Annotated in this window: 15 protein-coding genes; 6 read left to right on the forward strand and 9 right to left on the reverse strand. The window is 67.3% G+C overall.

The features are described 5' to 3' along the window. Positions 1-17 precede the first annotated feature (17 nt). Positions 18-443: a VOC family protein gene (locus FHS55_RS18960; RefSeq protein ID WP_183191354.1), complete on the reverse strand. Its 426-nt coding sequence runs from the start codon at positions 441-443 to the stop codon at positions 18-20. A 193-nt stretch (positions 444-636) separates the two neighbouring features. Between FHS55_RS18960 and FHS55_RS18965 the strand changes: the two genes are divergently transcribed. Further along, positions 637-1,410: a ferredoxin--NADP reductase gene (locus tag FHS55_RS18965; RefSeq protein WP_183191355.1), complete on the forward strand. Its 774-nt coding sequence runs from the start codon at positions 637-639 to the stop codon at positions 1,408-1,410. Positions 1,411-1,413: 3 nt separating this feature from the next. Here FHS55_RS18965 and FHS55_RS18970 read toward each other — a convergent pair whose 3' ends face one another. After that, positions 1,414-1,725, reverse strand: a complete 312-nt coding sequence (locus FHS55_RS18970; protein WP_183191356.1) for a hypothetical protein — start codon at positions 1,723-1,725, stop codon at positions 1,414-1,416. Positions 1,726-1,909: 184 nt separating this feature from the next. On the opposite strand from FHS55_RS18970, the gene FHS55_RS18975 reads away from it, so the two are divergent. After that, positions 1,910-2,398 carry a GNAT family N-acetyltransferase gene (locus FHS55_RS18975; protein WP_183191391.1) on the forward strand — a complete coding sequence of 163 codons (489 nt, stop codon included), beginning with the start codon at positions 1,910-1,912 and terminating at the stop codon, positions 2,396-2,398. Between the two features lie 81 nt (positions 2,399-2,479). Further along, positions 2,480-2,635 (forward strand): hypothetical protein, encoded by a 156-nt coding sequence (locus FHS55_RS18980; RefSeq protein WP_183191357.1) that lies wholly within the window; start codon positions 2,480-2,482, stop codon positions 2,633-2,635. 155 nt (positions 2,636-2,790) lie between these two features. On the opposite strand, the gene ahcY is transcribed toward FHS55_RS18980, so the two are convergent. Further along, entirely contained in the window at positions 2,791-4,212 is a 1,422-nt protein-coding gene (ahcY, locus tag FHS55_RS18985; protein WP_183191358.1) for an adenosylhomocysteinase, read from the reverse strand. A gap of 127 nt (positions 4,213-4,339) precedes the next feature. Here ahcY and FHS55_RS18990 point away from each other — a divergent pair, with 127 nt between their 5' ends. Next, positions 4,340-5,080, forward strand: coding sequence for an SGNH/GDSL hydrolase family protein (locus FHS55_RS18990; RefSeq protein WP_183191359.1), 741 nt, complete (start codon positions 4,340-4,342; stop codon positions 5,078-5,080). 3 nt (positions 5,081-5,083) lie between these two features. Here the strand turns inward: FHS55_RS18990 and FHS55_RS18995 are convergent, their stop codons facing one another. The 5 genes from FHS55_RS18995 to FHS55_RS19015 all read right to left on the reverse strand — a co-directional run bounded on the left by FHS55_RS18995 (position 5,084) and on the right by FHS55_RS19015 (position 8,983). After that, a complete protein-coding gene (locus FHS55_RS18995; protein ID WP_183191360.1) occupies positions 5,084-5,368 on the reverse strand; it encodes an HPr family phosphocarrier protein in 285 nt (94 codons plus the stop codon). A 4-nt stretch (positions 5,369-5,372) separates the two neighbouring features. Beyond that, positions 5,373-5,774, reverse strand: a complete 402-nt coding sequence (locus tag FHS55_RS19000) for a PTS sugar transporter subunit IIA (RefSeq protein WP_183191361.1) — start codon at positions 5,772-5,774, stop codon at positions 5,373-5,375. A gap of 149 nt (positions 5,775-5,923) precedes the next feature. Next, positions 5,924-6,385 (reverse strand): HPr kinase/phosphorylase, encoded by a 462-nt coding sequence (locus FHS55_RS19005; protein WP_183191362.1) that lies wholly within the window; start codon positions 6,383-6,385, stop codon positions 5,924-5,926. 2 nt (positions 6,386-6,387) lie between these two features. Further along, entirely contained in the window at positions 6,388-8,277 is a 1,890-nt protein-coding gene (locus FHS55_RS19010; protein WP_183191363.1) for a stimulus-sensing domain-containing protein, read from the reverse strand. Positions 8,278-8,284: 7 nt separating this feature from the next. After that, positions 8,285-8,983, reverse strand: coding sequence for a response regulator transcription factor (locus tag FHS55_RS19015; RefSeq protein ID WP_183191364.1), 699 nt, complete (start codon positions 8,981-8,983; stop codon positions 8,285-8,287). A gap of 208 nt (positions 8,984-9,191) precedes the next feature. Between FHS55_RS19015 and FHS55_RS19020 the strand changes: the two genes are divergently transcribed. Then, positions 9,192-9,953 carry a HugZ family pyridoxamine 5'-phosphate oxidase gene (locus FHS55_RS19020; protein ID WP_183191365.1) on the forward strand — a complete coding sequence of 254 codons (762 nt, stop codon included), beginning with the start codon at positions 9,192-9,194 and terminating at the stop codon, positions 9,951-9,953. A gap of 144 nt (positions 9,954-10,097) precedes the next feature. Continuing rightward, on the forward strand, positions 10,098-11,696 hold the full coding sequence (locus tag FHS55_RS19025; RefSeq protein ID WP_183191366.1) for a phosphoenolpyruvate carboxykinase (ATP): 1,599 nt from the start codon (positions 10,098-10,100) through the stop codon (positions 11,694-11,696). 76 nt (positions 11,697-11,772) lie between these two features. Here the strand turns inward: FHS55_RS19025 and FHS55_RS19030 are convergent, their stop codons facing one another. After that, entirely contained in the window at positions 11,773-13,215 is a 1,443-nt protein-coding gene (locus tag FHS55_RS19030; protein ID WP_183191367.1) for a sodium:proton antiporter, read from the reverse strand. Positions 13,216-13,244 lie beyond the last annotated feature (29 nt).

Consider the following 13,244-nt stretch of genomic DNA (forward strand, 5'->3'; position numbering starts at 1 on the left):
CGCTCACGCGGCCGTGTTCACGTTCCTGCGGCGATGCCCGAGCGCGCCAGTTCCCCCGTGTGCGCGAAACACAGCTTGTTGCCTTCCGGGTCGCGGCAATAGGCGGCGTAATAATCCGCCCCGTAATGCGGGCGCAGACCCGGAGCGCCCTCGTCGAAGCCGCCATTCTCCATGGCCGCCTGCCAGGCCGCCGCGGCGGCCTGCGGCGTGGGGGCGGCGAAGCTCACCTGCGCTCCATTGCCCCAGGTCGCCGGCAGACCATTGAACGGAAACTGCACGAAGAATTGCTGCCAGGGCCGGCCGGGCACGATCCACGTGGCGCCCGCAGGCCCGGTATCCTCATAGGTGAAGTCCCGCACCAGCCCCAGTGGCGCCAGCACCGCCTCGTAGAACGCCGTCATCCGCGCCATGTCGCGCGCGCCGACCATGATATGGCTGAACATCGACCTTTACCCTCGCCCCTCGCCCCGCCTTTGACCCTGCTCATGGCCGCCCTGCCGGCACGGCTCATGCTGCATCGTCCCCGCCGGCATCCGCAAGCAAGGGTCGACAGCGGCGAGAATGCGCAGTAAACCGGGACCCGAGAATTACATGGACTTCCGGGTTGTTGGAAGTTTTCACTTAGATGGATTGTAAATGAGCAATCTTCACCGCGAGCGCGTTCTATCCGTCCATCACTGGACCGACAACCTCTTCACCTTCACCACCACGCGCGATCCGGCGCTGCGCTTCAAGAACGGCCAGTTCGTGATGATCGGCCTCGAGGTGGAGGGCAAGCCGCTGCTGCGCGCCTATTCCATCGCCAGCGCCAATTACGAGGAAACGCTGGAATTCTTCTCCATCAAGGTGCCGAACGGCCCGCTGACCTCGCGGCTTCAGCACCTGAAGGTAGGCGACGAGGTGATTGTCGGGCGCAAGCCAACCGGCACGCTGCTGGTGGATTATCTGGTGCCCGGGCGCCGGCTCTATCTGCTCGCCACCGGCACGGGGCTGGCCCCCTTCCTCAGCCTCATCAAGGATCCGGAGACCTACGAGAATTACGACAAGGTCATCCTGGTCCACGGCGTGCGCACGGTCGCCGAGCTCGCCTATCGCGAGTTGATCGAGGAGGAACTGCCCGATAACGAGTTCTTCGGCGAACTGGTGCTGGAAAAGCTGATCTACTACCCGACCGTGACGCGCGAGCCCTTCCACAATCAGGGGCGCATCACGGACCTCATCACCTCGGGCAAGCTGTTCGCCGATCTCGGCCTGCCCGCGCTCGCCCGCGAGGATGACCGCGTCATGCTGTGCGGCTCACCGCAACTGCTCGACGACATGCGCGTGATTCTCAAGGAGCGCGGCTTCGAGGAGGGCTCGACCACGGAGCCGGGCGACTTCGTGATCGAAAAGGCCTTCGTCGAGAAATAGCCGTCAGCGCAGGCGCCGGTCCGGGCTCCAGCGCGGATCGGCCTCGCGCGCGGCCTCCTCGGGGGAGAGCACGCGGTATTCCGCCTCGATGACGGTGGGGCCGTCTTCGCGACGGGCGGAGGGACGGCGGCCGAACAGCCGGTAGGCCAGCCCGGCGATGGCCACGACGGGGAAGACCACCAGGAACACGCTGGCCGCGACCAACGCCAGCGCGGTGCCGACGGCAAGCGCCACGGCGACGACAATCGCCACCTGCCACCAGCTCACCCGGCGAACGGTGAATCGCATGCGATCGAACGGATCGGTCGAACTCATCTCTTGGGTCTTTCCTCCTCGGCGGCTATCCCGCTTCATGTGATATGGGCAGGCGCCGCCAGCATTCCAGCGTCGGCACCGCCAAATCGGACTATAAGGCCAAATGCGGCGCGGCCGCGGCGCTGGCGCCGGACTGGCGCCGGACAAGACACCGCCGCACGGCACGGCGACGACGGAGATGATGATGGACCTGCGCCCCGCAAACGAAGACGACCTTCCCGGCGTGCTCGCCATCTACAATGACGCGGTGCTGAATTCGACGGCGATCTGGAACGACACGCCGACCGACCTCGCCAACCGGCGCGCCTGGCTCACGGATCGCCGCGCCAAATCCTATCCGATCGTGGTGGCGACGGAGGGCGAGCAGGTGCTGGGCTATGCGAGCTTCGGCGATTTCCGCCCGTTCGACGGCTTTCGCGTCTGCGTCGAGCATTCGGTCTATGTCGCGCAGGCGGCGCGGGGCCGGGGCATCGGCCGCCAGCTGGTCGGCGCCCTGTTCGAGCCGGCCCGCGCGCTCGGCAAGAAGGTGATGATCGGCGGCATCACCGCGGGCAATGCCCCCTCCATCGCTCTGCACGCGCGGCTCGGCTTCGTGCAGACCGCCTTCATGCCCGGCATCGGCACCAAGTTCGGCCAGCGACTCGACCTCGTCTTCATGCAGAAGGATATGTGAGGCCCTGCGCGTTACGCGCCCGCGCGGAACAAACGGCGCCGCCCGACGTTCCTAACCCACTACCTCGGAGGGATGTGGGACATGAACCGGAATGCGCTCTATGCGCTCATTGCCGTGCTGCTCGTCGCGCTTGGCGCGGTGGGCGTCTACGCCTATCAGCAGCACGAAGAAGACAAGAACTCGCTGGAAATCAAGCTCGGCCCGAACGGCATCAAGGTCGACCCGCCCAGCAACTGATCCCATCGCCCTCGCCACGCGGCGGCGCGCAACGACAAAGGCCGGGCACATGCCCGGCCTTTGCGCATTCTCGGCAGAAAAGACCGGCAGGCGCCGGTCCCTTGGTCGCCGGTCCCTTGGTCGAACGACAAAGGCCGGCAGGCGTCGGCCCTCGCTCAATAGCGGTAGTGATCGGGCTTGAACGGACCCTCGACCGGCACGCCGATATAGTCGGCCTGCTCGGGGCGCAGCTTGGTGAGCTTCACGCCCAGCTTGTCGAGATGCAGCGCAGCGACCTTCTCGTCGAGGAACTTCGGCAGCGTGTACACCTTGCGGTCATACTTGCCCGGGTTCACCCACAGCTCGATCTGCGCCAGCGTCTGGTTGGAGAAGGAGGACGACATCACGAAGGAGGGGTGGCCCATGGCGTTGCCGAGGTTCACCAGCCGGCCTTCCGAGAGGAGGATGATGCGATTGCCCGAGGGCAGCTCGATCTCGTCCACCTGCGGCTTGATGTTGGTCCACTTGAAGTTCTTGAGGCCCGCGACCTGGATCTCGTTGTCGAAGTGGCCGATGTTGCAGACGATGGCCCGGTCCTTCATCTGCCGCACGTGGTCGACGGTGATGATGTCCTTGTTGCCGGTGGCGGTGACATAGATGTCGGCGCGGGAGAACGCATCCTCGATGGTCGCGACCTCATAGCCCTCCATCGACGCCTGCAGGGCGCAGATCGGATCGACTTCCGAGACGATGACGCGCGCGCCGGCCTGGCGCAGCGAGGCGGCGGAGCCCTTGCCGACATCGCCGAAGCCGGCGACGAAGGCCACCTTTCCGGCCAGCATCACGTCGGTGCCGCGACGGATGGCGTCCACCAGCGATTCCCGGCAGCCATAGAGATTGTCGAACTTCGACTTCGTCACCGAATCGTTCACGTTGATCGCCGGGAACAGCAGCTTGTTCTGCTCGGCGAGCTTGTAGAGGCGGTGCACGCCCGTGGTGGTCTCTTCCGACACGCCCTTGATCGAGGTCGCGACATGGGCGAACCAGCCCTTCGGCTTCTCGGCCAGCAGCTTCTTGATGAGGGCGAAGAAGATCTCCTCCTCCTCCGAGCCGGGCGTGTCGAGGAAGGCGGTGTCGCCATTCTCGGCGCGCAGGCCGTAATGCACCAGCATGGTGGCATCACCGCCATCGTCGAGGATCAGGTTCGGCACCAGGAGTTCGCCCTCCTTGGAACCGTGCCAGTCGAACAGCTTGGCGGTGTAGTCCCAGTATTCGACGAGCGTCTCGCCCTTGAAGGCGAAGACCGGCGTGCCGGCGGCGGCGATGGCGGCGGCGGCGTGGTCCTGGGTCGAGAAGATGTTGCACGAGACCCAGCGCACATCCGCGCCCAGCGCCTTCAGCGTCTCGATCAGCACCGCCGTCTGGATGGTCATGTGCAGCGAGCCGGCGATGCGCGCGCCCTTGAGCGGCTGCGAGGGGCCATACTCCGCGCGGATGGCCATCAGCCCCGGCATCTCGGTTTCGGCGAGCTCGATTTCCTTGCGGCCGAAAGCGGCGAGGTTGATGTCCTTGACGATATATTCGCTGGCGATAGCCATAACGGCGTCCCTTCTGCCTTGAGGCGGAACTTGCGGGCGGTTGGATTGCGCCGGGTTTAGCAGCCCGGATCGGTGAATACAATAACGATATAAAGATGTCTTTATGTCAGGCATGAGAAGGCGGGCGATGCGGGCGAGCGGCATAGCCATTGGCGGGCTGGCTTTCATGGCCGTCGGGCTGGCGCTGGCGGTGCTGCTGGCGGGGCGCGGGCTCGACTATTTTTTTCTGGAGCGCGCGCGCCTGCGGCTGGAGCCGGTATTCGACCGGGTGTTCCGGGAGGCCAATGCGGCGCTGCCGCAGGCGGGCACGCCGCGGCTGGTGATCTTCGGCGATTCCCGCGCCGTGCAGCTGCGCCTTGATGCGCCCAAGGGATGGCAGCGGGTCGAGCGGGCGATCAGCGGCGAGACCACGGCGCAGATGCGCTACCGCATCGCACAGGACGTGGTGGGCCTCGCGCCGCGCGCGGTGGTGCTGTTTGCCGGAATCAACGATCTCGTCGCCGCCGCCGCCCTGCCCGGGCAGGCGCACGCCGGGCTGGACGCCACGGTCGCCAACCTGACCGATTTCGTCCGGCAGGCGCGCGCCGCCGGCATCGAGGTTGTTCTGCTCACCATCGTCCGCCCGGCGGCGGTTCGCCTCATCCGCTGGCCCATCTGGCCGGCGGGCGTCGCGGAACTCGTCGCCGCCGCCAATGTGCGCCTGCGCGCACTGGCCGGCCCCGGCGTCACGGTGATCGATGCGGACGCGATGCTATCGGGTGGCGCGGCGGTTCTGCCCGCGCGCTTCGCCACGGACGAGGTGCATCTGTCGGACGAGGCGAATGCCGCGCTGCGCCGGGCGATCCTCGCCGCGTTGCCGGCCGACTGAGCGCTACTCGCCCTCGCCGAAGCGGTCGGACACCAGCGCGTCCAGCGCGTCGACCACCGCGCCCGCCTGGCGGCCGGAAGCCTCCACGAAAATGGTGGTGCCGGGCGCGGCGGCGAGCATCATGAGGCCCATGATGGAGGTTCCGCTCACGGTCTCGCCGCAGCGCGTCACGCGCACATCCGCGTCGAAGCGCTCGACGGTCTGCACGAACTTGGCGGACGCGCGCGCATGCAGGCCGCGCTTGTTGACGATGGAAAGCTCGCGCTGGATAGCCTGATCGGTCGTCACGCGGCTATTTCCCGGCCAGGACCCGGCTGGCGACGTTGATATATTTGCGCCCGGCCTCCTGCGCCTGCATCACCGCCTCGGCCAGCGGCACTTCGGCGCGCACGGTGGCGAGCTTGACCAGCATGGGCAGGTTGATACCGGCGAGCACCTCGATATCCGGCTCGGTCATCACCGAGATGGCGAGATTGGAGGGCGTGCCGCCAAACATGTCGGTGAGAATGACCACGCCGCCGCCGCTGTTTACCGCGCCGACGGCCTCGACGATGTCCGTGCGGCGCTGCTCGATATCGTCGTCCGGGCCAATGGTGATCGATTCGATCTGGGACTGCGGTCCCATCACGTGTTCCAGCGCAGCACGGAACTCGCTGGCAAGATGTCCGTGCGTTACGAGTACGAGACCTATCATTCGGCTCCGCCGCACCAGTTCGTCGGCACGCATCCATGCTGTGCGGGGCGTCCGGGGGAGGCAGTTCCGGCAGCGCCCTTCACGGGGCGCACATCATCGTTGCACCGCACACGAATAGCAAGACCCGCCGGCGGGGATAGCCGGCATATTCACGGGATCGGCATGTCCGAAAACGGCGCGGTCAGCAGCACGGCCAGCACCTGCTGGAGCGGATCACCCCCCTTGAGAACCGGCAGCCTCCTCAGTTCGACACCGTCGATCCGCGTGCGGCAGGCCGCCTCTTCCGGCAGGCGGGCGGCATCGGGCGCATCGAGATCGACCACCAGATCGAGCACCGTCTCCGCCTCGAACGGCAGCCGGCGCAGCCCGGCGCCGCGCACCTCGAGGAGGCCGGCGAGGCCATGCGGCGCCGATGCGACCAGCCCGCCGGCGCGGGTCTCCAGCCGCACCCGATCGTCGGCTACCAGCCTCACCGGCGGCACCCGCCCCGCGCCGCCCGCGAGGATGAGAGCGAAGGCAAGATGCGACTTGCCCGCCCCGGAGGCCCCACGCAGCAGCACGCCCCGCCCGCCGACGCTGACGCAGGAGGCATGGACGGTCGGCGCGCTCATGCTCACACCGCCGGCAGCCGCACGATGAAGCGGGCGCCGGCGACGCGCGGTGCGGCGGGCGCCTCGCGCCGCTCCTCCCCGTCATCCGCCTTCGGCCGGGCCTTGCGCGGTTTCGCCTTCGCCTTCGCCGGGTCCGCCAACCGGCTTTCCGCCCAGATCCGCCCGCCATGGGCCTCGACGATCTGCCGCGAGATGGACAGCCCAAGCCCGGAATTCTGGCCGAAGCCCTGCTCTTCCGGCCGGTCGGTATAGAAGCGCTCGAAGATACGCGAGAGCGCATGCGGGGGAATGCCCGGCCCGTCATCGTCGACGATGATCTCGACGGCATCCTTGAGCCGGCGGCAGGTCACGCGCACCTCGCCCCCCTTCGGGGAGAAGGAGCGGGCATTGTCGATCAGGTTGTTGATGACCTGCCCGAGCCGGGAATCGTGTCCCGGCACGATGAAGGGCCCGCTCGTGCCCGCGGCGTGCTCGAAGGCGAGCGTGACGCTCACGCCGTCGCCACGCACCACATCGTTGTGCACGCTGGTGACGGTGCCGAGCAGCCGCGTCAGATCGACCGGCGCGGCCTCCTGCCGCTGCAGTTCGGCATCGAGTCGCGAGGCATCGGAAATGTCGGTGATCAGCCGGTCCAGCCGCTTCACATCGTGCTGGATGACTTCCATCAGCCGCCCGCGCGAAACGTCGTTGCGGGCCAGCGGCAGCGTTTCCACCGCCGAGCGCAGGGAGGTGAGCGGGTTCTTGAGCTCGTGCGAGACGTCCGCCGCGAAGCTCTCGATGGCCTCGATGCGCGAGTAGAGCGTGTCCGTCATGTCGCGCAGCGCGCCGGAGAGATGGCCGATCTCGTCGGAGCGACCGGTGAAATCGGGGATCTCGACGCGCGAGCGGGTCCGCCGGCGGACCCGCTCGGCGGCATCCGCCAGACGGCGCACCGGACCGGCAATAGTGCCGGCGAGCAGCAGCGAGAGCATCATCATCACCGCCATGGCGACGAGGAAGACGCGCACGATGACGAGGCGCTCGGCCGTCACCGCCTCCTCGATCTCCCCGCTATGGGTGGAGAGCAGCAATGCGCCGAGAATGGCGCGGAAACGCTGGACCGGCACCGCCACCGAGACGATGACCTGCCCGCGCTCGTTCACCTGCACCGAATAGGCGTTGCGCCCCTTCAGGGCGTCCGCGACCTCGGCATAGCCCTTGCCGTTATTGGGGCCGAGATCCTTGTAGAGCGGCAGGTCGCCACGCTCGAACCAGAGCCTCAGCCGGTTCCAGGTCTTCTCGAACCAGTTCGGCCGGCGCTCGGTCGGCGGGGCCATCTCGAAGCGGAGGATCTCGCCCTTGGAATAGAGCGAGCGGGAATCCAGCAGCAGCCCGCCGTCGCGGTCATAGATGCGGGCATTGGTGCCGGTCGGCTCGACGAGGCGCTTGAGCACCTGGGCGACGCGCTCGGGATTGATGGGAAATTCCAGCGGCGCGAAGCCCTCTTCCCCCGGCCCATAGCTCTCGCCGGCCTGAAGCTCCAGGAGCCGCTCGGGGTCGATGGTGATGGCGTTGGTCTCGACCTGCGCCGAACCGGCAATGGCGGCGGCGATGATCTCGCCCTGCACCAGAAGGCTCTGCACGCGGGCATCGATCAGGCCGGCTCGGAATTCGGAGAGGTAGAGAATACCGGAGACCAGCGCCACCATGCCCGCCAGATTCAGCAGCACGATGCGTCGGGTCAGGCTGGAAAAGCTCTGGAAGGCGACGAAGTTGCGCAGCCGCCGGAACGCCCCGAGAATCCCGGCAAAGCGCCCGCGCGCACCCTTCGGCGCGGCCTCTTCCACGGATTCGGCCTCGTCGAGGAAATCCTCGCTGTCGGCCGGGGTCCGGGAGGATGGGGTATCGAGCAAGGAGCCGCTACTCCTTGAAGCGATAGCCGACGCCGTACAGCGTCTCGATCATCTCGAAATTGTCGTCCGTCACCTTGAACTTCTTGCGCAGCCGCTTGATGTGGCTGTCGATGGTGCGGTCGTCGACATAGACCTGGTCGTCATAGGCCGCGTCCATCAGCGCGTTGCGGCTCTTCACCACGCCGGGCCGTGTGGCCAGCGCCTGCAGGATGAGGAACTCGGTGACGGTCAGCGTTACGTTCTCGCCCTTCCAGGTGCAGGTATGGCGCTCCGGGTCCATGCGCAGCAGCCCACGCTCCAGCACCTTGGCGCTGTCGGTCTCGCGCGGCAGCGCGCCGTCCTTCGGTGCCACGCGGCGCAGCACGGCCTTGACCCGCTCGACCAGCAGGCGCTGGGAGAACGGCTTCTTGATGAAATCGTCGGCGCCCATCTTGAGGCCGAACAATTCGTCGATCTCGTCATCCTTCGACGTGAGGAAGATGACCGGCATGTCGCTCTTCTGGCGCAGCCGGCGCAGCAGTTCCATCCCGTCCATGCGCGGCATCTTGATATCGAAGATGGCGAGATCGGGCGGGTTCGTCTTGAAACCGTCCAGCGCCGTCGCGCCATCCGTGTAGGTCTGGATCCGGTAGCCTTCGGATTCCAGTGCTATCGACACGGACGTCAGGATGTTGCGGTCGTCGTCGACGAGGGCGATGGTCGGCATCTGCACTCTTTCCTGTTCGGCAGCTTCTTGCGCAGTATGCGGTGAACCGTGCGGGCGTGGCCATAATGTGACACGCAAATCGATTCAACAGAAATTAGCGCGTTTCGAGAGACATAGCCAATACCGCCTGCGCGCCTTGACGTCAGGGACCTTGCGGAGTCACCTCAGCCAAGGTTTGACGGCCAAATCTTGGGCGAGGGCAGAAAGCATGAACACCCCCCTTTCCGCAACCGAAGCGTTCGACCCCGCCGGCGCCACGCGGCGGCTGATCCGCCAGGCGCGCATCGCGGCGCTGGCCACGCTCGACGCGGACGGCGCGCCCTATGTGTCGCTGGTCCAGGTCTCCACCCTGCCCGACGGCGCGCCGCTGCTGCTGCTCTCCGGCCTCGCGCGCCACACGCACAATCTCGCGCGCGACACGCGGGTCTGCCTGCTGGTGGACGAGCGCCGGCTGGGGGACGAACTGCAAGGCGCGCGGGCGAGCCTGAAGGGCACCATCGCCCGCCTCGACGATGAGGCGGCGATCGCCACGGCGCGCCGCCGCTTCCTCGCCCGCCACGCGGAGGCCGCCGGTTTCGCGGGCTTCGCCGATTTCGCCTTCTACCGCATCGCCCCCGACAGCGCGCATCTGGTGGCCGGCTTCGGGCGCATTGCCGATGTGGAGCGCGACGGGCTCATGACCGATGTGTCGGATGCCGGCGAACTCCTCGCCGCGGAAGAGGGCGCCATCGCCCATATGAACGCCGACCACCGGGATGCGATCGGCCTCTATGCGCTGCACCTTGCGGGAGCCGGGCCGGGCGAGTGGCGGATCGTCGGCATCGACCCGGAAGGCTGCGATCTGATGGCGGGAACCGAACTCAAGCGCCTCACCTTCCCCCGCCGCGTCACCACGGCGCGGGACATGAGAGAAATTTTGGTGGAACTGGCCAGCGCGGCGCGCGGCGTAACGATTGATTCGGCTCAATAGTTTATCACGGGACGCTGCCCACTGGAATCCGCCGTCATGGGTTCGGCCCGGTTTTGTCACAGATTTGACCGGGATGGGCGGGCACAACGTCGGCATGGGCACCGATCCTGCCCCCCGTTTGTCACGCGTCAGGAGGAGCCGACCTTGCACCAGACCGGCACACGCAACGAGCAGCACGGCATCGAGGCCATCGGCCTCGCCGGCACCGGCAAAGTCTTCTGGAATCTGGCGGAGGCCGCGCTGTGCGAACGCTCCATCGCCCGTGGCGAAAGCCACATGTCCGCCTTCGGCGCGCTGGTCGCCGATAGCGGTGCGCCGGCCGGGCGAAGCCCGGAGGATCGCTTCATCGTGCGCGACGAGGCCAGCGAAGCCGATGTGTGGTGGGACAATGTCAACGCTCTCACACGCGAGACCTTCGAGCAGCTGAAGGCGGATGCCCTCGCTCATGCCGGCGGGCGCACCCTTTTCGCGCAGGACCTCGAAGCAGGCGCCGATCCCGCCTTCCGCACCCCCGTGCGCGTTTTCACCGAGCACGCCTGGCAGGCGCTGTTCATCCTTGACCTGCTGCACCGGCCCGACAGCGCCGAACTCGCCACATTCGTGCCCGAACTCACCGTGCTATGCCTGCCGAGCTTCAGGACCGAGCCGGATCGCCACGGCGTGCGCTCGCGCACGGTGATTGCCTGCGACCTCGCAGGCGGCCTGGTGCTGATCGGCGGGACGCTGCACGCCGGCGAGATGGCCAAGGCAATCTTCAGCGTGCTGACCTACACCCTGCCCGCGCGCGGCGTTCTGCCGCTGCATGCCGCCGCCAACATGGGCGAGGCGGGTGACGTCGCGTTGTTCATCGGCGAGAGCGGCGCCGGCAAGACCGCCCTCGCCGCCGACGCCACGCGCCTGCTGATCGGCGATGACGAAACCGGCTGGAGCCGCACCGGCGTCTTCAATGTGGAAAACGGCTGCTGCGTCCGCACGGAGGGCCTCGCTGCGGCGGAACCCGCGCTTGCCGCCGCCGCCCACCAGTTCGGCGCGGTGCTGGAGAATGTGGCGCTGGATGGCGACACCCGGCTGCCCATGTTCGATGCCCCCGCGCGGGCGGAAGGCGCACGGGCGGTGTTCCCCCTCGCCGCACTTCCCCATGCCGCGCCCGAGGCGCGCGGCGCCGCGCCGCGCCATCTCTTCCTGCTGGTGCAGGATCCCCATGGCGTACTGCCGCCGCTCGCCCGGCTGACCCCGGCGCAGGCGCTCTATCATTTCCTCTCCGGCTATACGGCCGGGCCGACCGATGCCGCCGAGCCCGAGGTGCGGTTCTCCGCCGGCTTCTCCGGCTCCCTGCTGCTGCGCCATCCCTCCACCTATGGTCGGCAGCTGCGCGAACTGATCGGCGCGCGGGATGTGGAATGCTGGATGGTCAATACCGGCTGGACCGGCGGCAAGGCCGGCACCGGCCGGCGCATGCCCATCGAGGTGACGCGCCACCTCGTCGCCGCCGTGCTGGAAGATCGCCTGATGGAAGCCGAATGGCGCACCGACCCGCATTTCGGCTTCGCCGTGCCCATGGCGGTCGAGGGCGTCGACAGCCGCCTGCTCGATCCCGCGCGCGGCTGGGCCAGCCGCATGGATTACGCCATGACCGCCCGCCGCCTGGTCAGCCTGTTCAGCGACAATTTCGCCCGCTTCGAGAACGCGGTCGACGATGAGGTCCGCCACGCCCAGCCCGGCATGGCGATCGCCGCCGAGTAGCCCTTGCCGGGTGCCTTCTCCGCGAGGGGGAGGCACCCGGGCGTACGTCTCGGAAGAAAGCCGGCTCGCCGAGGCTTCAGAGGAAATAGAGCCAGGTCAGCAGCGCGAAGCACGGCAACAGGAAGATGCCCGACCACGCCATGTAGCCGAAGAAGCTCGGCATCGCGACGCCGCGGCTCTTGGCGATGGCCAGCACCATGAAGTTCGGCGCGTTGCCGATATAGGTGAGCGCGCCCATGAACACCGCGCCGGCGGAGATCGCTTCCAGCGTCACCGCGTGGGTCGTCATCAGTTCGGCCGGATCGCCTCCCGCCAGATTGAAGAACACGAGATAGGTCGGCGCGTTGTCGAGGAAGCCGGAGAGCAGGCCGGTCATCCAGAAATAGCCGGCATTGAACGGCTCGCCCCCCGGCTCGGTGACGAGGGCGACCAGCGGCGACAGCGCTCCGTCCGCCCCCGCCTTCAGGATGGCGATGACCGGGATGATGGTGAAGAAGATTGCCGCGAACAGCTTGGCCACCTCGCGGATCGGCTCCCAGTCGAAGCCGTTGCGCTCGCGAATGAAGGCCGGCGTGATCTTGAGCGAGACCAGGGCGAGCAGCACGAGCGCCACATCGCGCGCCACCGAGGGCAGCGGCACATGGGTGCCGAGCACATTGAACTCGATGCCCGGCTTCCACAGCGCGCTCATCAGGATGGCGGCGATCACCCCGCCCAGCAGCGGCAGGTTGCGCAAGCCCCGCAGCCCCAGCCGCTCGTCGCCCGGTGTCGGGTCGAGCTTGGCCGGCAGGTTATCCTCCCGCCCGTAGAAATGGCGATCCAGCAGGTAGAAGGCCACGAGCAGGATCACCGCCACCACCGCCGTGTCGTGGAACAGGTGCTGCGTGGTCCAGAAGAAATCGACCCCCTTCAGGAAGCCGAGAAATAGCGGCGGATCGCCGAGCGGGGTGAGCGAGCCCCCGATATTCGACACGAGGAAGATGAAGAACACCACCGTATGCACATTGTAGCGCCGCTCGTCATTGGCACGCAGCAGCGGGCGGATGAGCACCATGGAGGCCCCGGTGGTGCCGATAACGCTCGCCAGCACCGTGCCGATGGCGAGCAGGCTGGTATTCACCGCCGGGCTGCCCTTCAGATTGCCGGTCAGCAGGATGCCGCCGGAAATGGTGAACAGCGAGAACAGCAGGATGATGAAGGGGATATATTCCAGCAGCCCCGCATGCGCGAGCTCGTAGACGGCAAGCCCGGCGCCCTGGAAGGCGATGAACGGCACGAGGAGGGTGAGCGCCCAGAACAGCGCGACCTTGCCATAATGGTGGTGCCAGAAATGCCCGGCCACCAGCGGAATCACGGCGATCGACAGCAGCATGCCAACGAAGGGAATAGCCCACAGCAGCGACAGGCTGGCCCCGTCCAGCCCCATGCCCTCGGCGGCGGCGGCGGGCGTTGCCGCCAGCGCCAGGCCGAGCCCGGCGATCGGGAGAAAGGAAAGGGCGGCGGCTTTCGTCGTCGGCATCGGGGCTCCCCCAGCGGCATCACGTGCCA

Origin of the sequence: Ancylobacter tetraedralis (assembly GCF_014195655.1) — a bacterium.
GTDB classification, from domain to species: domain Bacteria; phylum Pseudomonadota; class Alphaproteobacteria; order Rhizobiales; family Xanthobacteraceae; genus Ancylobacter; species Ancylobacter tetraedralis.

What these genes read in the sequence shown, in the direction of transcription:
- FHS55_RS19000 (WP_183191361.1), bottom strand. Translation starts at nt 5,774, where the DNA reads ATGATAGGTCTCGTACTCGTAACGCACGGACATCTTGCCAGCGAGTTC.
- FHS55_RS18960 (WP_183191354.1), bottom strand. Translation starts at nt 443, where the DNA reads ATGTTCAGCCATATCATGGTCGGCGCGCGCGACATGGCGCGGATGACG.
- FHS55_RS19015 (WP_183191364.1), bottom strand. Translation starts at nt 8,983, where the DNA reads ATGCCGACCATCGCCCTCGTCGACGACGACCGCAACATCCTGACGTCC.
- FHS55_RS18970 (WP_183191356.1), bottom strand. Translation starts at nt 1,725, where the DNA reads ATGAGTTCGACCGATCCGTTCGATCGCATGCGATTCACCGTTCGCCGG.
- FHS55_RS18990 (WP_183191359.1), top strand. Translation starts at nt 4,340, where the DNA reads ATGCGGGCGAGCGGCATAGCCATTGGCGGGCTGGCTTTCATGGCCGTC.
- FHS55_RS19005 (WP_183191362.1), bottom strand. Translation starts at nt 6,385, where the DNA reads ATGAGCGCGCCGACCGTCCATGCCTCCTGCGTCAGCGTCGGCGGGCGG.
- FHS55_RS19020 (WP_183191365.1), top strand. Translation starts at nt 9,192, where the DNA reads ATGAACACCCCCCTTTCCGCAACCGAAGCGTTCGACCCCGCCGGCGCC.
- FHS55_RS19030 (WP_183191367.1), bottom strand. Translation starts at nt 13,215, where the DNA reads ATGCCGACGACGAAAGCCGCCGCCCTTTCCTTTCTCCCGATCGCCGGG.
- FHS55_RS18980 (WP_183191357.1), top strand. Translation starts at nt 2,480, where the DNA reads ATGAACCGGAATGCGCTCTATGCGCTCATTGCCGTGCTGCTCGTCGCG.
- FHS55_RS18965 (WP_183191355.1), top strand. Translation starts at nt 637, where the DNA reads ATGAGCAATCTTCACCGCGAGCGCGTTCTATCCGTCCATCACTGGACC.
- ahcY (WP_183191358.1), bottom strand. Translation starts at nt 4,212, where the DNA reads ATGGCTATCGCCAGCGAATATATCGTCAAGGACATCAACCTCGCCGCT.
- FHS55_RS18975 (WP_183191391.1), top strand. Translation starts at nt 1,910, where the DNA reads ATGGACCTGCGCCCCGCAAACGAAGACGACCTTCCCGGCGTGCTCGCC.